This window comes from Aliidiomarina quisquiliarum, assembly GCF_023922585.1.
GTDB lineage: Bacteria > Pseudomonadota > Gammaproteobacteria > Enterobacterales > Alteromonadaceae > Aliidiomarina > Aliidiomarina quisquiliarum.
On the sequence record NZ_JAMFTN010000014.1, the window covers coordinates 84,851 to 103,392 of the forward strand.

Genomic DNA, 18,542 nt, shown 5'->3' on the forward strand with positions numbered 1-18,542 from the left:
TATATTTACTTACTTAGAAGAGGAAGATGTTTTGAAATCACTCGTATTTACCTTGGCTTTTGCCATCGCTGTGTCTTTAACCACCATGCCTGTTGCGCAAGCACAATCGGCGACAGGTATAAAAGTTGCTGTTGTGGACGTTCGTTTAGTATTTGAACAGTTACCACAGTCGCGCGATATTGCAAAAACCATTGAAATGGAATTTCAAGAGCGTGCTGAACGTTTACGTACCATGGAAACATCAATGACTGCATTGCAAGAGCGTTTGCAACGCGACGAAGCCATAATGACCGAACAAGAATTGCAAGAAGCTGCCATGCAGTTACAGCAGCAATACCAGGAATACCAAGAGCGTCGTGAAGCGCTGAGCGAACAGTTAAACCGTCGCCGTAACGAAGAGCGTAATCGTGTATTAGGTCAAATTCAGCAAGTAGTGAATGACATTGCCGACAGTGAAGGGTACGACTTAGTACTTGAAGCCGGTAATATTGCCTTTGCCAAACCGGGCTTAAATATTACTAACCGTGTTATTGAGCGGATGTCGCGCGACTAATATGAAAACGTACACACTCGCTGAGCTTGCCCAATTAATAGGTGCGGAAGTTCAAGGTGATGCGTCTTATCAGGTAACTGGCTTAGCAACCCTTGCGAAAGCCAGTGCTACCGAGGTTGCTTTTCTGGCGAATCCAAAGTACTTGGCGCAGTTAAACGACACCGCTGCAGGGTCAGTTATTTTGCACCCAAAGGTGGCGGCAGAAACCATTACTAAAGCACACTTTTTAATTAGCTCAAACCCTTATTTAAGCTACGCCAAAGCAGCCCAAGCTTTTAATAATGCCCCAACACCAACTGCCGGTGTTCATCCCTCTGCGGTTATTCACCCTACAGCCCAACTTGGCGCTGATGTGTCGGTTGGCGCTCAAGCGGTTATTAGTGCAGGGGCAAAAATTGGCGCCAATACGGTAATTGGTGCGCAGAGCTTTGTGGGTGAAAATGTTACTATTGGTGAAAATTGTCAGCTTTGGTCGCAAGTTTCAGTTTACTACCATGTGTCTATTGGCAACCATTGCTCTTTCCATAGCGGAGTAGTCATTGGTAGCGACGGCTTTGGTTGGGCCAGTGAAAACGGAAAATGGGTTAAAATCCCTCAGCTAGGTAGTGTTTGTATTGGTGACCATGTAGAAATTGGTGCTAATACTGTAATAGACCGCGGCGCGCTCGACGACACTATTATTGAGTCTGGTTGCATTATCGATAACCTATGTCAAATTGCACACAATGTGGTGATTGGTGAACATACTGCAATAGCAGGGCAAGTGGGTATTGCTGGTAGCACTGTTATAGGCAAAAACTGTATGATAGGCGGCCAAGCCGGTATTGGTGGGCACCTTACCATTTGTGATGGGGTGCAGTTCCATGGCATGAGCATGGTAACTAAAAGTGTTACTAAGCCTGGCGTGTATGCTTCAGGCGTACCGGTAATGGAGCAAGGCCCATGGGCAAAAAGCGGCGTTCGTTTCCGCCAGTTGCCAGAACTTTTTAATCGAGTTCGAGCGCTTGAAAAGAAATTGTTGCCTGAATAGGCATCGTATTGGAGAAAACCGTGACTGATTCCGTTCAACCAGGCTTTGATATTCGTGAAATTCAAGAAATGCTTCCGCATCGTTATCCATTTGCGTTAATCGATCGGGTTATTTCTTATGTTCCGGGTAAGTCATTGCATGCGATAAAAAACATAACCATGAATGAGCCAGTATTTATGGGCCACTTTCCGGGCAACCCAATTTTTCCTGGAGTACTTTTATTAGAGGCAATGGCACAAGCTACCGGTCTACTGGGTTTTAAAATGATGCAGAACCAAGTAGGGAAAGACGAAATTTACTTGTTTGCTGGTATCGACAACGCCCGCTTTAAACGTCCAGTTACGCCGGGTGACCAAGTGCATTTTCATGTGGAGTTTGAAAAAGAGCGCCGCGGGCTATGGAAATTTACCGGTCGCGCAGAAGTCGACGGTAAAATTGCTGCTGTTGCCGACTTAATGTGTGCAAGAAGGGACGTTTAATTTGATTCACGAAACTGCAATTATCGACGCTACGGCACGCATAGGAAGTAATGTTTCTATCGGCCCGTGGACCTGGATAGGGCCAAATGTGACAATTGGTGACGACTGTGTTATCGGCTCACATGTGGTTATAAAAGGGCCTACGAGCATTGGTAAGCAAAACCGCATTTTTCAATTTGCGTCAATTGGCGAAGACTGCCAAGACAAAAAATACGCAGGTGAACCGACCGAGCTAATCATTGGCGATCGAAATGTGTTTCGTGAATGTACTACTGTGCACCGTGGTACCATTCAAGACCAGGGCTTAACTCAAATAGGCAGCGACAACTTATTTATGGCCTATGTTCATGTGGCCCACGACTGCATGATAGGCAACCAAAACATTCTCGCCAATGCCGTAACCTTGGCGGGGCATGTGCATGTGGGCGACTATGTTATTTTGGGTGGTTTCACGGGTGTGCACCAGTTTTGTAAAATAGGCTCACACGCCTTTACCGCCGTTAGCTCAGTGGTGGTACAAGACATTCCCCCGTTCATAATGGCGCAAGGGCATAACGCGGTGCCGCGCACTATTAATAGTGAAGGCCTTAAACGCCGGGGCTTTAGTGCCGAGCAGGTAACCCAAATAAAGCGGGCTTATAAAACCCTTTACCGTAGTGGGCATACCTTAAACGAAGCATTGGCACTAATGGCTGCAATGCAGTCGCCCGATGTGCAGTTAATGGTCGACTTTATTGGCGCCTCTAATCGCGGCATTATCCGCTAAGTAAATACCATGGCCAACCGCTCCCCTTTAGTTATTGGGTTAGTTGCCGGAGAAAGCTCTGGCGACATACTCGGTGCTAATCTTATGCGTAGCTTGAAAGCAGCGCACCCCGAGGTGCATTTTATTGGTGTCGGTGGGCCCCTTATGGAGGCCGAAGGGCTCGACTCATTATTTCCCATGGAAACCTTGTCGGTAATGGGCCTAGTGGATGTATTAAAGCAACTACCTACTTTGTTGCGTGTGCGTAAACAAGTGGTTCAGGCTATGCTTAAGCAGCAACCGCAAGTGTTTGTTGGCATAGACGCGCCAGACTTTAATTTACCGATTGAAACCAAGCTAAAAGCCGCCGGCATTAAAACCATCCACTATGTTAGTCCGTCGGTGTGGGCTTGGCGTCCGAAACGTATTTTTGGTATTAAAAAGGCCACCCACGACGTCTTAAGTATTTTACCCTTTGAACAAAGCTTTTATGCTAAATACAACGCCCCATGCACTTTTGTTGGACACCCGCTAGCCGACGACATTCCAATGCAAACCGACACACAAGCAGCACGTGAAACACTTGGCCTTGATACTAATAAACAGTATGTAGCGGTGTTACCCGGTAGCCGAGGTGGTGAAGCAGGGTTGTTAACCCGAGACTTTTTAGACGCCGCTCAATTGTTACAACAGCGTTTTCCAAAGCTTGAGTTTTTAATGGCGTTTGCCAACCACGCTCGTCGCGAACAAATTCAAGGCCTGTTCACTCCAGCCGATCAACAACTTAAATTCCACTTTTTTGATGGCCAAAGCCGCACTGTTATGGCCGCTGCCGATAGTTGCATATTGGCGTCTGGAACCGTTTCACTGGAAGCCATGTTACTGAAGCGGCCTATGGTAGTAAGTTATAAGTTTACCTGGCTAAATTACCATGTGCTGAAGTTTTTTATAAAAGTAGATTACTTTTCGCTGCCCAATTTATTAGCTAATCGACCGTTAGTAAAAGAGCTGCTTCAAGATCAAGTTACCCCTACCGCCATAGCCAGCGAAGTGGCACTGCACCTTACCACGGACATGGCTGCCACCTTAGCCAGTTATGAGGCATTACATCAGTCTATTCGTTGTAATGCCGGCGAAAAAGCAGCGCAACGCGTAATAGAACTCGCTCATTGCAGTTAACTTAAGCAAGATTAACGACAGCGGTAAGGCTGATTTTTGCATTGTTACACGCTTTTTAAGGAGTTAAATGATGACCAACGAGACGATTATTTTACATCGAGTAAAAGGAATGCCTGCGCAAGACGGCGCAGGAGTAAAATTAAAGCGAGTAATTAACCAACCTGCGTTCCCGCATAAAGACCCCTTTTTAATGCTCGACGAGTTTAAATCTGATAACCCGAACGACTATATAGCAGGCTTTCCTTCGCACCCACACCGCGGTTTTTGCACTTTAAGTTATATGCTTGCAGGTACCATGGCCCATGAAGACTCTCGTGGTAACAAAGGCGAAGTGGGAGCCGGTGGGTTGCAATGGATGAAAGCGGCCCGAGGCTTAATACATTCAGAAATGCCAAAGCAAGAAAATGGTTTAATGTGGGGCTTTCAGTTGTGGTTAAATTTACCCGCTAGGGAAAAAATGTCAGAGCCAGACTATGCCGACATTCCTAGCAGTGCGGTGCCAGAAGTAACTATTGATCAGGGCAAAGTACGGGTGCTTGCTGGCGACTTTATGCAGACAACGGGCCCAGTAAAGGCGCCAGGGCGCGACTTTTTGTATCTCGACTATCGTCTTGCTCAGCCGGGCCTTGTGCGCTTGCCATTGCACCAACAAGATGCCCGCTTAATTTATGTGTACCAGGGCGAATTAAAGCTTAGCAATACGACCGTTAAGGCGGGCGAATTGGTTGACTTAAATCCAACGGTAGAAATAGATTTACAAGTAACGGCAGATACCAGCTTTTTACTGTTAGCGGCGCAATCTATTGGTGAACCTATTGCTCAGTACGGGCCATTTGTTATGAATACGGAAGCAGAACTACGCCAAGCTTTTGCCGACTACCAAAACGGAACTTTAGCGTAAATAGTGCTTAAGCAGAGGCGTGCGTTACGGCAGCAAATTCAGCCGCCAGTTTTAGGTAGCGGTCTTGGTGAGCTTCCGGTAGCGTAAGCCCTTCAACAATGCGCAAACACCGTTTACAGCTATTGACTAAATAAATTGATTTAACCGCTTGTTCTTGCATTATTTTAAGTGCTGCTTGAATAAAGTTTAATGCGGCACCACTGTTCATTGGCGCCAACTTTAAAGCCAGTTCAAATTGGTGTAGCGACTCGTTAAAGTTGCCTTTACTATAGGCTGAAATACCTTCTTTGTTCGCCTCCACAAAGGCTTTACGTTGCTCTCTACTTTTCTCTATGCGGCTTTCCAGTAAGCTTTTATTGTAACCATCGAATACAAGCTGTTCGCTTAGGCCAGCTGCTAGGGTTTCTGCCCGCTCGAATTCACCAATGTCGAGCAAAGCGATAACTATATCTGGAGCAATTTCAATTGGTATTTCATGGCCTTGCTCAAGAAAGCCAGCCACAATTCCTTTCATGTTGCCTTGTGCTTCTCGTAATTGACCATTAAATGCATTAATGCGCGCCATAACAGCACTTTCCAAGGTTTTATAGTCAAATTTAGAGTACACCAAGGCCTCGTCGGTTTTGGCACGCTGCAAGGCCAGTGTGGCTTCTTGTTGGTAACGATTAATTGCCCGGGAGTCTTCACCGTGTTCGGCTGCGTCGAGTATGCTGCGTATATAAGTGCATAAGTATTTTGGTGCGCGGTGGACTGACTTGCGGGAAATTTCAACCACATGCAACATTGCCTGCTTGGCTAATTCGAACTGGCCGTTGCGCCGAGCCAAGTCGGCTAAATACAATTGTCGGCTGATAGAAAAGGGCGCCAAACTTACCGCCCGCCGAGCGGCTTCTAGTGCTTGCTCAATATTGTTTAATTTATCGTAAGCTTGGGCGCGTAAGTCGTAGGCTTCAGTAGCGTTATGGCTGGCTTTAAGCACTTCATCAAGTAAGAACAACGCATCGGGTATTTGGTTTTGGGTGTATTTAATTCGGGCAAGGGCTAATACAGCCCAAGTAAAGCGCTGCTCTTGTAAAAGCGTTTCAACGGCTTGTTCTGCTTCAGCAACTTTGCCAAGGCGCAAATATAATTCGCTTGAAAGTTGTCGGCAGTAATTTTTATAGCGGCCATCGTTTTCTATATGCTCGTCGCAGGCTTTTATACATTCTGCATACTGTTGCCGGTAGAGAGTTTGGTACACTTTGCGTAATACCACACGCTTGCGAAACGCACGGGCTAAACGGTTACGTAATAAGCTACCGGAAAAAGGCTTCATAACGTAATCGTCGGGCTGTAATTCAATGGCGCTTAGCACCATAGGGCGGTTGTTTTCGCCACTGACAAGAATGAAAATACCGTCGGGCCGCAATAAGTCTTTAACCCTTAATTCTTCAAGTACCTGCCGACCATTCTTACCCCGGCCCAAATTATAGTCGACGAGTAAAATATCGAACCGATGCTGGCGGTGGGCAGCTAAGCCAGCTTCGCCCGAAGAAACAGTAATCACGTGCAGGGCACCTAAATTAAGCAACATGCTTTTTAGCATGACCTGAAAAGTTTTCTGATCATCGATGATCAAGATTTTCTTTTTTGACAGATCAAAACTGCTGTTTTTTGGATTACTTTCCACCGAAGCTTTCAAAATATCGCCTAAATATAAATGACCAACGTTAACTAGCATAAAACAACCTAGTGATTATTCAATAGGTGGCCAGCTACTTTGTGGTTAAAAACAGTTTTCAGTTTAACGGCAGCGGGGCTTAAGTAATAACAAGCCAGGCCGAAACAAAGCATAGAAGTAGTTACACAAGTGTGCCACAAGGCTGAGGAATAACCTATGATCACCGCGGTGAATTGGATACAGCGAGAGCAAGATATTGGGGTAAACCTAAATACGGCCTTGCATACTAGTGAGCCGTCGCGGTTTCGTTTTTTATTAGCCAGCTTAAGCCCCCATGCGCCCGACTGGCAAGATAAACCCACACCAACAACAGCGAAACCTTGGGTAGCGCCCTTTGGAGTTGGGGTGCAGCGGCCGCTTTATGCCAGCGAACGTGACTGGCAGCGTTCGCCAACGGCCTTGGCCAGCCACAGTTTTATGGACTGGTTTTTACACGATTGCCTTGCCCCAGAAGCGCTTGTAGCAAGCTCAAAGGAAATAAAAATACCGCCGGAATTGCAAGCCAGTACGCCTCATTGGCTGTTAGCTCGTGACCATGAACGCAATAGCCCGCCTTTACAAGAGTCTGATTTAGTCGACTTACTTGATCAAGTTCATGCTACCGCTTAGTTACTCGCTTCGGTGCTAATGCTATATTGACCTTATAGTTACAGAATTAACGCAGGGTAAACGAGTGACTGTTGATGACTTTTTAGATCAATTATGGCTCGGTCAGGGTGTGAGCGAACACACGTTGGCTGCCTACCGTTCCGACTTGCTGCAATTCGAACGTTGGTTAACCACGTTATCTGCCACAGAGCAAACTTTAGCTAGTGCCCAAGCAGAGCAATTAGAGGCTTTTTTAGCCCAGCTTAGTAAGGAAGGCCGAACGGCCCGTTCTCAAGCTAGGTTATTAAGCGCTTGCCGTAAATACTTCAAACATTTACAACGCCAGGGCGTGCGTGAAGACAACCCTTGTGCGCATATTCGTACGCCGAAACAAGCAGCAAAATTACCCGACACCTTAAGCGAACAAGAAGTTACAAACCTCTTGCAAACCCCAGATACAAAGAGTGCCATAGGGTTGCGCGACAAGGCCATGCTGGAAGTGCTTTATGCCTCTGGACTGCGGGTAACAGAGTTGGTTGGCCTGCGCATGAGCGAAATTAGCTTGCGCCAAGGTTTAGTGCGGGTAGTAGGTAAAGGCAATAAAGAACGTTTAGTACCTTTAGGTGAAGAAGCCCTTCATTGGCTAGAGCATTATTTAACCTATAGCCGTGCCGACTTTGTAAAGCAGCCTACCGACGTGGTGTTTCTTTCCGGGCGAGGGCAACAAATGACTCGGCAAACCTTTTGGCACCGCATTAAACATTATGCGGTGCTTACTGGTATTCAGCGCAATATATCGCCGCATAAACTGCGCCACGCTTTTGCTACCCATTTATTAAACCATGGCGCTGATTTGCGGGCCTTACAAATGCTACTTGGTCATGCGGACATTGCTACCACTCAAATATACACACAGGTTGCTAAAGAGCGGCTGAAAAAGTTGCATGCAGAACATCACCCACGGGGTTAGCTTTATACTAGTTTAGAGATGAACAGAGCCGCCCCTTGCCTTGTATATTTAGACAATTCAGCGTAATGTTTCGGCTATAAAATTGTCTTCATAATGAACTTTTAATTATAAAATAAGGATGACGCTGTGGCTCGTCTGTTGTACCTATTAACTATAATTGGCTTAACAAGCTTATTGCACGTGCAAGCTATTGCCGCTGAACAAGGCCTTGCGCCTAACGCTGAACAAAGTGTTGAACAAACTATTCGGCAACGTTTAGGGCAAATGGGCTTGAACGTTGAACGTTTGCGCCCAGCCACGGAGTTAGCAGGTTTTTATCAGGTATTTACCGGCCAAGGGCTGTTTTATATTTCAGCCGATGCGTCGCGTTTAGTAGCTGGTAAAGTGTTTGCTATCGACACGATTCCTACCGACTTAACAGAGCAAACAGTAAGCTTGGTGCGCCAAGAGCTAGTTAAAGATAATAGCGCCTTAACCATTAAGTACCCAGCACCAAACGAGCGCTACAAAGTTACAGTTTTTACCGATCATACTTGCCCTTACTGTCGCCAGCTGCATGAGCAATTAGACGCTTACCATGCGGCAGGTATCAGCATTGAGTACTTAGCGTTTCCACGGGCAGGGTTAGACCACCAGTCGGCAAAAGAGCTAAATAGTATTTTTTGTGCCGACGATGCTGCGGCAGTCATGACCAAAGCCATGGCGGGTGACAAGCCACGCCTATTGCGTTGCAACGCTAATATGGCCGACCACCTTAGCTTGGCACGGCAAATGGGCGTTACCGGTACGCCGGGAATAATATTGCCGAATGGGCAGTTAATACCAGGCTTTGTACCGCCAGAACGGTTACTTAGTGAATTACGCAGTAATAGCCAATAACACCTAACGTGACTCAAGCTGTAATTTTAAAGCGTCGCCCCGAGCAACCGTGCGACCACTTACCAGCGCATTTACCTCTTACGCTACGGCGTATTCTTGCGCGCCGTGGGGTGCGGCAGGCCAGTGAACTTGAGTTAAGTTTACAAGGCTTGCTGCACTTCAATACCCTTCACCATGCGGAAAAAGCCGCGGCACGTATTGGGGCCGCTATTTTAGCCCAGCAGCCTATTTGTATTGTGGGCGACTTCGATGCCGACGGGGCCACCAGCGTGGCCTTATTTATGCGCGCCTTGCAGGCGATGGGAGCGCAGCAGGTGAGCTTTTTAGTACCGAATAGGTTTAACGACGGCTATGGTTTGTCGCCCGGCTTAGTACGTATTGCCCATGAAAACAAAGTAAAGCTTATTATTACCGTCGACAACGGTGTGAGTAGTTTTACCGCGGTGGATGAAGCCAACCGCTTAGGTATCGATGTGATTATTACCGATCACCATTTAACCGCCGCCAGCTTGCCAAATGCCTATGCCATGGTGAACCCAAACCAGCCCGACTGTAGTTTTGCTAGTAAAGCACTGGCAGGTGTAGGGGTAACTTTTTATGTACTAATGGCCTTGCGCCATTGGTTTCGTACTCAGCATGCCGATCATATAGCGGCGAACGTAAATTTAGCCCAGTGGCTTGACCTCGTTGCTGTTGGTACCGTCGCCGACGTGGTGCCGCTAGATTACAACAACCGTATTTTGGTTCAGCAAGGCGTGGCGCGCATTCGGCAAGGGCGTTGTATTCCTGGCGTGAGCGCTTTGTTAACGGTTGCTAAGCGTGACCCACAACAGCTGCAAGCGGCTGATCTTGGCTTTACCGTTGGGCCACGTATAAACGCGGCGGGCCGTTTAGACGATATGCAACATGGTATCGATTGTTTACTAGCAAACGACCCCGTTCAATCTAACGAAATGGCTTTGCACTTAGACGAGCTGAATCGCTCGCGGCGGGTTATAGAACAAGACATGCAGCAAGACGCCGAAGCCATGCTCGCCAAGTTCAACTTGGCCGACGGAAGCTTCCCAAGCATTTTAGCAGTACACGAGCCCGACTGGCATCAAGGGGTAACGGGTATTTTAGCTGGGCGATTAAAAGAGCGCTTTCACCGGCCTGTTATTGCCTTCGCTGATGCCGGCGACGATATGCTAAAAGGTTCTGCTCGGTCTATTCCAGGTTTGCATATTCGCGACTTGCTTGAGCGGGTGCACACCTTAGCGCCGAAAAGTATTGAACGCTTTGGCGGCCATGCAATGGCTGCGGGTTTGTCGGTACCAAAGGCGCAATTTACTGACTTTCAGCAAACTTTAGCAGCGGTGGCAGCAGACTGGATAGACGCTACCATGCTGGAACGAGTGATTTGGTCTGACGGTGAACTAACCGCAGCCGACTTTGGTTTACCGCTGGTGCGCAGCTTAAATGCCATTGGCCCCTGGGGGCAAAAATTTGAAGAGCCGCTGTTCGACGGCGTGTTTCGGGTGGTGCAGCAACGTTGGTTAAAAGAAGTACACTTAAAGCTGGTACTGCAAGTGCCGGGCAGTCAACAATTAGTCGACGCTATTGCCTTTAATGTGCCTAATACAGGTTGGGAATTACCCGCCACTGAGCATATTCAAATAGCGTATCGCTTACAAGAAAATGTGTTCCGCGGCCAAAGCCAGCTACAATTAATGATTGCCCATGTGTGGCCGGCCTAAAGCCTGTTGTTTGTAGCCTAAATCCGCTAAACTAATGCCCGTTTTCACTTCCCGCTAACAACTTTTATAAGGACGGCTCATGTTAGAAACAAATGCACTGATTACTGAAATTCATGACCTTAGGAAGCGCGCCGAGCTGCTTCGGGGGTATCTTTGACTTAACAGTTAAAGAAGAGCGTTTAGAAGAAGTTGAACGGGAACTAGAAGATCCAAACGTGTGGAATAATCCTGCTCATGCCCAGGCATTAGGTAAAGAGCGGGCTGAATTGAGCGACTTAGTACAAGGTTTTAACGACATAGCACAAGGCTTAGACGACGCGGAAGCCTTTGTTGAGCTTGCTATTGAAGCTAACGACGAAGACACCTTAGCTGAAGCAGAATCAGAATTAGACCGCTGGCGTACGGTGTTAGAAACCCTTGAGTTCCGCCGTATGTTTTCAGGCCCTAACGACGCCAACGATTGCTATATCGACTTGCACTCTGGCTCGGGTGGCACCGAAGCGCAAGACTGGACCAGCATGGTACTACGCATGTATTTACGGTGGGCCGACAGCCACGGTATGAAAACTGAAATTATTGAGCTTTCCGACGGTGACGTGGCAGGTGTGAAGTCAGCCACTATCCGTGTTCAAGGCGACTATGCTTTTGGTTGGTTACGCACTGAAACGGGTATTCACCGCTTAGTACGAAAGTCACCTTTCGATTCTGGTAACCGCCGCCATACGTCTTTTGCTTCGGTATTTGTGTACCCAGAAGTAGACGACGACATTGAAATTGAAATCAACCCTGCCGACCTGCGCATTGACACCTATCGGGCGTCGGGAGCAGGTGGCCAGCACGTGAACCGAACCGACTCGGCAGTGCGTATTACCCACGAGCCAACAGGTACCGTTGTACAGTGTCAAAACGACCGTTCACAGCATAAAAACAAAGACCAAGCCATGAAACAGCTGCGCGCCAAGTTATACGAGCTGGAAATGCTGAAGCAAAGCGAAGAGCGGCAAGCCCTAGAAGACAGCAAGTCGGACATTGGTTGGGGCAGTCAAATACGTTCCTATGTGCTTGATGATGCCCGTATAAAAGACTTACGCACTGGGGTAGAAACAGCTAACACTCAAGCGGTGCTCGACGGCGGCTTAGACCGTTTTATAGAAGCGAGCTTGAAGTCTGGCTTATAAAATTTGCTCAACATAAACTGAGCTACCATTACCTTTATTATTTTAGAATTTGAAGAGGGCAAGCAATGACCGACAACACGCAACAACCACAAGTAGATCTGAATCAGCAACTTGTTGAGCGCAAAGAAAAGCTGAAGGGGCTGCGGGCCAAGGGCGTTGCTTTTCCAAACGACTTTCGTCGCGACAGCTTAGCAGCCGACATTCATGCGGCTTATGGTGAAAAAGAAGGCGATGCCTTGGTTGATGAAGGTGTTCGGGTAAAGGTAGCCGGCCGCATGATGCTGCGTCGTATTATGGGTAAAGCTAGTTTTGCTACTATTCAAGATATGAGCGGCCAAATACAGCTTTACGTGGCCCGCGACAACCTTGCAGAAGGCATATATAACGAAGGTTTTAAAAAATGGGACTTAGGCGACATTGTTGGCGCCAGTGGCACCTTGTTTGTAACTCGTACCGGTGAACTAACCATTCAAGTAGATGAAATTCGCTTGCTCACCAAAGCACTACGGCCCTTACCAGATAAATTCCACGGCTTAGCCGACCAGGAAACACGGTATCGTCAGCGTTATTTAGACTTGATCGTGAACGAAAAGTCGCGCGAAACCTTTCTTATGCGTAGCAAGGCGGTGAACTATATTCGCCAGTTTTTAATTGAGCGTAGCTTCCTTGAAGTTGAAACGCCTATGATGCACGTTATTCCAGGTGGTGCCAGTGCCCGCCCATTTGTAACCCATCATAATGCCCTCGACATGGACCTTTATTTACGTATTGCTCCCGAGCTGTACCTAAAGCGTTTAGTGGTAGGCGGCTTTGAAAAGGTATTTGAAATTAACCGCAGCTTCCGTAATGAAGGCTTGTCGACCCGCCATAACCCAGAATTTACCATGTTAGAGTTTTATTGGGGTTACGCCGACTACCATGACCTAATGGACCTCACCGAAGAAATGCTGCGTGGCTTAACCTTAAGCTTGCTTGGCACCACTGATGTAAGCTACCAAGGTCAAACCTTCCACTTTGGTCAACCCTTTGCCCGCTTAACCGTGGTTGAAGCAATTTTGAAGTACAATGAAGGGGTAACGGTAGAGCAATTAAATGACCTAGAGCAAGCGAAAGCTATTGCTGAAAACCTAGGCATTAAAGTGCAAGACAGCTGGGGTTTAGGTAAAATTCAAATTGAAATATTTGAAGAAACCGCAGAAGAAAAGCTTATGGAGCCAACCTTCATTACTGCTTATCCGGCCGAGGTTTCGCCTCTTGCGCGCCGAAGCGACGACAACCCCTTTGTTACCGAGCGCTTTGAAATGTTTGTGGGTGGCCGTGAAATTGCCAATGGTTTCTCTGAGCTTAACGACGCTGAAGACCAAGCTGCACGCTTCCAAGAGCAAGTAAACCAAAAAGAAGCGGGTGACACTGAAGCCATGTTTTACGATGAAGACTACGTAACCGCGCTTGAACACGGCATGCCGCCAACAGCAGGTGAAGGTATTGGCATTGACCGATTAGTCATGCTACTGACCGACTCGCCTTCCATACGCGATGTATTATTATTCCCTCACATGCGGCCACGCAGTAGCGCTGAATAAAGGCTAAGCTAGAAGCACATGAACCCAGCAAGAGTAATCAAGCTGGGTTTTTTTATCCTGCTCATCAGACCATGCGTAGGTATGGTTTTAAGCTAATGTCTGGCATGATTAAAGTCGAATTTACAGCATGCTAAGCCTAAACTGTGGATAAAACAGTTACGGCTTACAACAAGGTGAGACATGGACACTAGACCGCTATTACTTAATGCTGACATAGGCGAAAGTTTTGGTGCTTGGCAAATGGGTAACGACAAAGCGCTGATGCCTTTGATTGACTGTGCCAACGTAGCCACAGGCTTTCATGCTTCAGACCCAGTAACCATGCAACGTACGGTGGCCTTGGCCATAAAGCATGATGTGTTGATTGGAGCGCACCCTTCTTACCCAGACAAAGAAGGTTTCGGTCGCCGTTCTATGGCGTGTAGCTGTGAAGAAATTACCGCCATGGTTATTTATCAAGTGGGTGCCTTAAAAGCATTTTGTCGCGCCCAAGGAGGTATTTTAGGCTATGTAAAACCTCATGGCGCTTTATATAACGACATGATGCAACACCAACATGTATTTGAAGCAGTGTTGCGGGGCGTGGCTGCTATCGATGCCAGCTTACCCCTAGTGGTGTTAGCCTTGCCTAATTTAGAGCAGCACGAAGCCGACGCTGCCGCCTTAAACATTACCTTGTGGCCGGAAGCTTATGCTGACCGAGCCTACACCCCAGAAGGGTTTCTTATGTCGCGAAGGCAAAAGGGCGCCGTATTAAGCGACCGCAAGCAAATACTCGAACAGGCACGAATGATTGCCACGCAGCGCCAAGTGCGTGCAAACGACCGCAGCTTTATAGAGCTGCCAGCAGTAACCTTATGTGTTCACGGCGATAATGCTGAGTCGGTGGCTACAGCTGCCGATATACGAGCCATGTTGAACGAAATGGAGTCGAGTTTGTGAGCAAACAACCCTTACCTGAATTTTCAACCGCCGGAATTGACGCTGTATTGATGACATTTGGCGACACTATGTCAGCCACACTACCGTTATACCTAGCCCATCTACGGCAGACCATTTTACAGCAGCTAGGTGGCATAGTAGCTGAGGTGGTGCCAGCGTATACGTCTTTATTAGTATATTACGACGCACGGACGGTGCGATTGTATGATCTTGAACAGGCCTTAGAAAAAGCCGCCGCAAGTGTTGCTTATCCTGCACTAGCCAGCGCCGAGCAAATAGTACTCGATGTGCCTGTTTGTTATGGTGGGCATTTTGGCCCCGACTTAGAGCGGGTTGCAGAGCATAGCGGGTTAACCACCACAGAGGTTATTCAACTACATCAGCAAGACGACTATTTAGTAGCGGCTCTTGGTTTTTCACCTGGCTTTGCATACTTAAGCGGCTTGAATGAAAGGTTGATCACGCCACGGCTTGATACGCCACGAAAAACCGTACCTGCTGGTAGTGTGGGTATTGCAGGCGCACAAACCGCGGTGTACCCAACCAGCGGACCTGGCGGCTGGAACCTCATTGGTCGTGCCGTAACAACCTGGTTTAATGCCCAAGGTAACCCAGCCATGGCCCACGGCCCGGAAGCGATGACACCGGTACAGGTGGGCGACCGAGTGCGTTTTGTTGCCATTTCTGAAGCCGACTATTTAGCCTTATATGCAACGACCCAAGGAGAGCATTCATGACCACAGGTATGCTGGTTATTAAGCCTGGTATTCATGCCACAGTGCAAGATCAAGGGCGTTTTGGCTATCAGCACTTGGGCGTAACACCAGGTGGGCCAGGCGACGCTATGGCGGCAAATTGGGCTAATCGCTTGTTAGACAACGCAGCAAACTGTGCGGTGCTAGAAATAACCGCAGGTGGTACCGAATTAGAGTGCCAAACCCAAACTATGGTGGCGGTTACCGGTGGTGACTTGAATTTAACCATCAATGGTCGACCGCAGGTACCTTGGCGTAGCTTTTGGGTAAAGCAAGGCGACACGCTTAAATTTGGCTATCCTAGATATGGCTTTCGTGCTTATGTGGCTGTTCAAGGCGGCTTTCAGGTGGCTCACACGCTAGGCAGCTGTGCTACAGTTACTCGTAATGGGCTAGGTGGGCTCGACGGCAAAGGGAGCAGCTTAAAGCCCGCCGACTTTATTCCCTGCAAGGCAATGGCGCAAGAAGGTATTCAACGGCAAATACCAGAAAGTTACCTGCCTGATCTCGATTCAGCGCTCACCTTACATGTCATTCCTGGTTACCAGCAACACGACTTTACTAAAGCGGCTTGGCAAATATTTTGGGACGGTGAATATGAATTGTCGGCAGCAAGTGACAGCATGGGCGCACGCATGAAAGGGCCTGCTATTGCCACGCCCAAAGTTAATTTGCTTTCTGAAGCGGTGTGTTACGGCGCTATTCAGGTACCGGGCGACGGCCAACCTATTATTTTGCTTCAGCAACGCCAAACCTTGGGTGGCTATCCTAAATTAGGCAGCATTCTGCCCTTGTCGGGCTATGCCTTAGCGCAGCGCCCACCGGGTACTAAAGTACGCTTCAGGCCTATGGGTTTAGCCACGGCACAACAGCAAATGCGCCGTTACCTCAGATTTTTCGGCTTGTAAAATCAACGGATTATTGCCATGATAAGCGCCATTTTAGTTCGTGTGTTTGATTGACGGAGAATACCTGAATGGCCGAGACTGGCGTGCGTCCCAGCAACTTTATTCGCAGAATTATTGATGAAGACCTAGCTTCAGGCAAGCATACGGAAGTGCATACGCGCTTCCCGCCGGAGCCAAATGGTTATTTGCATATCGGTCATGCGAAATCTATTGTACTAAACTTTGGCATTGCCCAAGACTATAACGGCACCTGTAACTTACGTTTTGACGACACTAACCCGCTTAGAGAAAGTATTGAGTATGTGAAGTCGATTAAAAACGACGTGCGTTGGTTAGGTTACGAGTGGAACGGCAACGTGCGTTACTCGTCGGATTATTTCGACGCGCTGCATGGCTATGCGGTTGAGCTGATTGAAAAAGGCTTAGCTTATGTAGACTTTTCTAGCCAAGACGAAATTCGCGCCATGCGTGGTACCTTAACGGCGCCAGGGCAAAATAGCCCTTATCGCGATACCACAGTTGAAACCAACTTGGCTGAATTTGCCAAAATGACCGCAGGCGACTACCCAGAAGGGCATTGTTCGTTGCGGGCGAAAATAGATATGACATCGTCTTTTCTTTGTATGCGCGATCCGGTTATATATCGAATTCGCCATGTGGAGCATCATCAAACCGGCGACAAGTGGTGCGTGTACCCCATGTACGACTTTACCCATTGTATTTCTGATGCGATAGAAAACATTACCCATTCACTTTGTACACTTGAATTTCAAGACAACCGTCGGTTATACGACTGGGTGTTGGAAAATATTAGTATTGAATGTCACCCACAGCAAATTGAGTTTTCGCGCCTGAATCTTGAATACACCATCATGAGTAAGCGCCGCTTAAACGAATTAGTGGTAGAAGGGCATGTGTCGGGGTGGGATGACCCACGTATGCCTACCATTGCGGGTATACGCCGCCGTGGCTACACGCCAGCGTCTATTCGCGAGTTCGCCAACCGCATTGGTGTAACTAGAATGGAAAACGTAGTTGAAATGGGTGTGCTCGAGTCGTGTATTCGTGAAGACTTAAACGACAATGCGCCACGGGCCATGGCCGTTCTTGAGCCAGTAAAATTAGTGATTGAGAACTACCCAGCAGGCGAGCACGAAAAAATAGATGCACCGAACCACCCAAGCGACGAAAGCATGGGCACGCGTAAATTACCTTTTAGTGGCGTACTTTATATTGAACGGGAAGACTTCCGTGAAGAAGCCAACAAGAAGTTTAAGCGTTTGGTACTGGGTAAAGAAGTTCGCTTGCGTAATGCTTATGTAATTAAAGCTGAGCGGGTAGAAAAAAACGAAGCGGGTGAAATTACCACTATTTACTGTACTTACGACGCTGACACACTGGGCAAGTCGCCAGCCGACGGCCGTAAAGTACGTGGTGTGATTCACTGGGTTTCGGTACCCCATGCGCTACCTGCTGAAATACACTTGTACGACCGTTTATTTAAAACCGCTATGCCAGGTTCAGCAGCTTCGCTAGACGAAGTTATCAACCCTGATTCACTTAAAGTAGTGGAAGGCTATTTAGAACCTTCACTGCGCCATGCGAAACCAGGGCAAGGCTTTCAATTTGAGCGCGTGGGTTATTTCTGCCGCGACACCGATGCAAGCCATGGCGATAAGTTGGTGTTCAACCGTACCGTAGAATTACGCGACAGCTGGGCAAGAATAGAAGCGCAAGACTAACTATTTTGTACTCAGTAAGAGTAAAAAAGCGACCTACGGGTCGCTTTTTTCGTTGGTTGAAATTTATTAAATTTAGGACATAATTGTTTTGTAGTACAAAAAACACTCAGGTTTGAGTGAGTTCAAATGTGAGGGATCTAAAATGAAACATATTATTTTACTAACATTTTTGCTTGCTGGAATGTTTACTTGTTCCACATGGGCAAATCAAGACACTGAGCAGAACCCGTATTTACCTTCAGAGATAAAAGCAGACATTGATAACTTTGTCGCGTTAGGGAATTCGCTAACAGGGCAAGAATTGGCTGAAAAGCTTTGGTCAATGGGAGTAAAAAGTCCAAATTATGGTTCATATATGCAGGGACAAATGAGTCCTGAGCAGATCAAGCAAGTGTATCTGTATCGTATAGAGCAACGATTGTTAACCGACACCAGCTTAACCCAGGAACAAAGAGCATTTTTAACGCATGCTAAAACAGTAACGAACCAAGCGTTTAGTGAAGGTTGGGACGACAGTACGCCTGAATTTAAAAAGTTCGTGATTGACGGCCAAATTGCTTTGGGTGTTGTTACTTTTGGTGATGTGTTCGGCGACTTATGGCCAAGAGTTGCTGCTCAAAAAGCTTAGAGTCATATTTTAAAAAGCGGATTGAC

Annotated in this window: 18 protein-coding genes; 17 read left to right on the forward strand and 1 reads right to left on the reverse strand. The window is 47.5% G+C overall.

What is annotated here, in order from left to right:
- Positions 1-31 precede the first annotated feature (31 nt).
- From M1L23_RS03045 to M1L23_RS03070, 6 genes are all read left to right on the forward strand, one after another.
- Positions 32-553, forward strand: coding sequence for an OmpH/Skp family outer membrane protein (locus M1L23_RS03045; RefSeq protein WP_252625575.1), 522 nt, complete (start codon positions 32-34; stop codon positions 551-553).
- A gap of 1 nt (position 554) precedes the next feature.
- The gene (gene lpxD, locus M1L23_RS03050; RefSeq protein WP_252625576.1) at positions 555-1,583 is read left to right on the forward strand and encodes a UDP-3-O-(3-hydroxymyristoyl)glucosamine N-acyltransferase; all 1,029 of its coding nucleotides are present in this window, start codon (positions 555-557) and stop codon (positions 1,581-1,583) included.
- Between the two features lie 20 nt (positions 1,584-1,603).
- Positions 1,604-2,062: a 3-hydroxyacyl-ACP dehydratase FabZ gene (gene fabZ / locus M1L23_RS03055; protein ID WP_338021826.1), complete on the forward strand. Its 459-nt coding sequence runs from the start codon at positions 1,604-1,606 to the stop codon at positions 2,060-2,062.
- 1 nt (position 2,063) lies between these two features.
- The gene (lpxA, locus tag M1L23_RS03060) at positions 2,064-2,828 is read left to right on the forward strand and encodes an acyl-ACP--UDP-N-acetylglucosamine O-acyltransferase (protein WP_252625578.1); all 765 of its coding nucleotides are present in this window, start codon (positions 2,064-2,066) and stop codon (positions 2,826-2,828) included.
- 9 nt (positions 2,829-2,837) lie between these two features.
- Positions 2,838-3,986: a lipid-A-disaccharide synthase gene (gene lpxB / locus M1L23_RS03065; RefSeq protein ID WP_252625579.1), complete on the forward strand. Its 1,149-nt coding sequence runs from the start codon at positions 2,838-2,840 to the stop codon at positions 3,984-3,986.
- A gap of 70 nt (positions 3,987-4,056) precedes the next feature.
- The gene (locus tag M1L23_RS03070; RefSeq protein ID WP_252625580.1) at positions 4,057-4,887 is read left to right on the forward strand and encodes a pirin family protein; all 831 of its coding nucleotides are present in this window, start codon (positions 4,057-4,059) and stop codon (positions 4,885-4,887) included.
- A 7-nt stretch (positions 4,888-4,894) separates the two neighbouring features.
- On the opposite strand, the gene M1L23_RS03075 is transcribed toward M1L23_RS03070, so the two are convergent.
- Entirely contained in the window at positions 4,895-6,607 is a 1,713-nt protein-coding gene (locus tag M1L23_RS03075) for a tetratricopeptide repeat-containing response regulator (protein ID WP_252625581.1), read from the reverse strand.
- A 156-nt stretch (positions 6,608-6,763) separates the two neighbouring features.
- Between M1L23_RS03075 and M1L23_RS03080 the strand changes: the two genes are divergently transcribed.
- From M1L23_RS03080 to M1L23_RS03130, 11 genes are all read left to right on the forward strand, one after another.
- The gene (locus tag M1L23_RS03080) at positions 6,764-7,216 is read left to right on the forward strand and encodes a VC2046/SO_2500 family protein (RefSeq protein ID WP_252625582.1); all 453 of its coding nucleotides are present in this window, start codon (positions 6,764-6,766) and stop codon (positions 7,214-7,216) included.
- Positions 7,217-7,280: 64 nt separating this feature from the next.
- Positions 7,281-8,165: a site-specific tyrosine recombinase XerD gene (xerD, locus tag M1L23_RS03085; RefSeq protein ID WP_252625583.1), complete on the forward strand. Its 885-nt coding sequence runs from the start codon at positions 7,281-7,283 to the stop codon at positions 8,163-8,165.
- 126 nt (positions 8,166-8,291) lie between these two features.
- The gene (locus tag M1L23_RS03090) at positions 8,292-9,044 is read left to right on the forward strand and encodes a thioredoxin fold domain-containing protein (protein WP_252625584.1); all 753 of its coding nucleotides are present in this window, start codon (positions 8,292-8,294) and stop codon (positions 9,042-9,044) included.
- An 8-nt stretch (positions 9,045-9,052) separates the two neighbouring features.
- Positions 9,053-10,780: a single-stranded-DNA-specific exonuclease RecJ gene (gene recJ, locus M1L23_RS03095; RefSeq protein WP_252625585.1), complete on the forward strand. Its 1,728-nt coding sequence runs from the start codon at positions 9,053-9,055 to the stop codon at positions 10,778-10,780.
- A 79-nt stretch (positions 10,781-10,859) separates the two neighbouring features.
- Positions 10,860-11,958, forward strand: a protein-coding gene (gene prfB / locus M1L23_RS03100; RefSeq protein ID WP_252625586.1) for a peptide chain release factor 2 whose coding sequence is annotated in 2 segments (ribosomal slippage) — positions 10,860-10,934 and positions 10,936-11,958 — 1,098 coding nt in all. Because the reading frame shifts where the segments join, the coding sequence is not laid out codon by codon here.
- A gap of 65 nt (positions 11,959-12,023) precedes the next feature.
- The gene (lysS, locus tag M1L23_RS03105; protein WP_252625587.1) at positions 12,024-13,541 is read left to right on the forward strand and encodes a lysine--tRNA ligase; all 1,518 of its coding nucleotides are present in this window, start codon (positions 12,024-12,026) and stop codon (positions 13,539-13,541) included.
- Between the two features lie 180 nt (positions 13,542-13,721).
- Positions 13,722-14,483 carry a 5-oxoprolinase subunit PxpA gene (locus M1L23_RS03110; protein WP_252625588.1) on the forward strand — a complete coding sequence of 254 codons (762 nt, stop codon included), beginning with the start codon at positions 13,722-13,724 and terminating at the stop codon, positions 14,481-14,483.
- Positions 14,480-15,220 (forward strand): 5-oxoprolinase subunit PxpB, encoded by a 741-nt coding sequence (pxpB, locus tag M1L23_RS03115; protein WP_252625590.1) that lies wholly within the window; start codon positions 14,480-14,482, stop codon positions 15,218-15,220. Before M1L23_RS03110 ends, pxpB begins: the two co-directional genes overlap by 4 nt.
- Entirely contained in the window at positions 15,217-16,146 is a 930-nt protein-coding gene (locus M1L23_RS03120; protein ID WP_252625592.1) for a 5-oxoprolinase subunit C family protein, read from the forward strand. The genes pxpB and M1L23_RS03120 overlap by 4 nt, the downstream gene beginning before the upstream one ends.
- A 68-nt stretch (positions 16,147-16,214) precedes the next feature.
- Entirely contained in the window at positions 16,215-17,888 is a 1,674-nt protein-coding gene (glnS, locus tag M1L23_RS03125) for a glutamine--tRNA ligase (RefSeq protein ID WP_252625593.1), read from the forward strand.
- Between the two features lie 142 nt (positions 17,889-18,030).
- Positions 18,031-18,516 carry a hypothetical protein gene (locus M1L23_RS03130; protein WP_252625595.1) on the forward strand — a complete coding sequence of 162 codons (486 nt, stop codon included), beginning with the start codon at positions 18,031-18,033 and terminating at the stop codon, positions 18,514-18,516.
- Positions 18,517-18,542 lie beyond the last annotated feature (26 nt).

Excerpts from the sequence above, each read along its gene's own strand:
- lpxD (WP_252625576.1), top strand. The coding sequence starts at position 555 with ATGAAAACGTACACACTCGCTGAGCTTGCCCAATTAATAGGTGCGGAA.
- lpxB (WP_252625579.1), top strand. The coding sequence starts at position 2,838 with ATGGCCAACCGCTCCCCTTTAGTTATTGGGTTAGTTGCCGGAGAAAGC.
- M1L23_RS03070 (WP_252625580.1), top strand. The coding sequence starts at position 4,057 with ATGACCAACGAGACGATTATTTTACATCGAGTAAAAGGAATGCCTGCG.
- M1L23_RS03075 (WP_252625581.1), bottom strand. The coding sequence starts at position 6,607 with ATGCTAGTTAACGTTGGTCATTTATATTTAGGCGATATTTTGAAAGCT.
- M1L23_RS03080 (WP_252625582.1), top strand. The coding sequence starts at position 6,764 with ATGATCACCGCGGTGAATTGGATACAGCGAGAGCAAGATATTGGGGTA.
- lysS (WP_252625587.1), top strand. The coding sequence starts at position 12,024 with ATGACCGACAACACGCAACAACCACAAGTAGATCTGAATCAGCAACTT.
- M1L23_RS03110 (WP_252625588.1), top strand. The coding sequence starts at position 13,722 with ATGGACACTAGACCGCTATTACTTAATGCTGACATAGGCGAAAGTTTT.
- M1L23_RS03120 (WP_252625592.1), top strand. The coding sequence starts at position 15,217 with ATGACCACAGGTATGCTGGTTATTAAGCCTGGTATTCATGCCACAGTG.
- glnS (WP_252625593.1), top strand. The coding sequence starts at position 16,215 with ATGGCCGAGACTGGCGTGCGTCCCAGCAACTTTATTCGCAGAATTATT.
- M1L23_RS03130 (WP_252625595.1), top strand. The coding sequence starts at position 18,031 with ATGAAACATATTATTTTACTAACATTTTTGCTTGCTGGAATGTTTACT.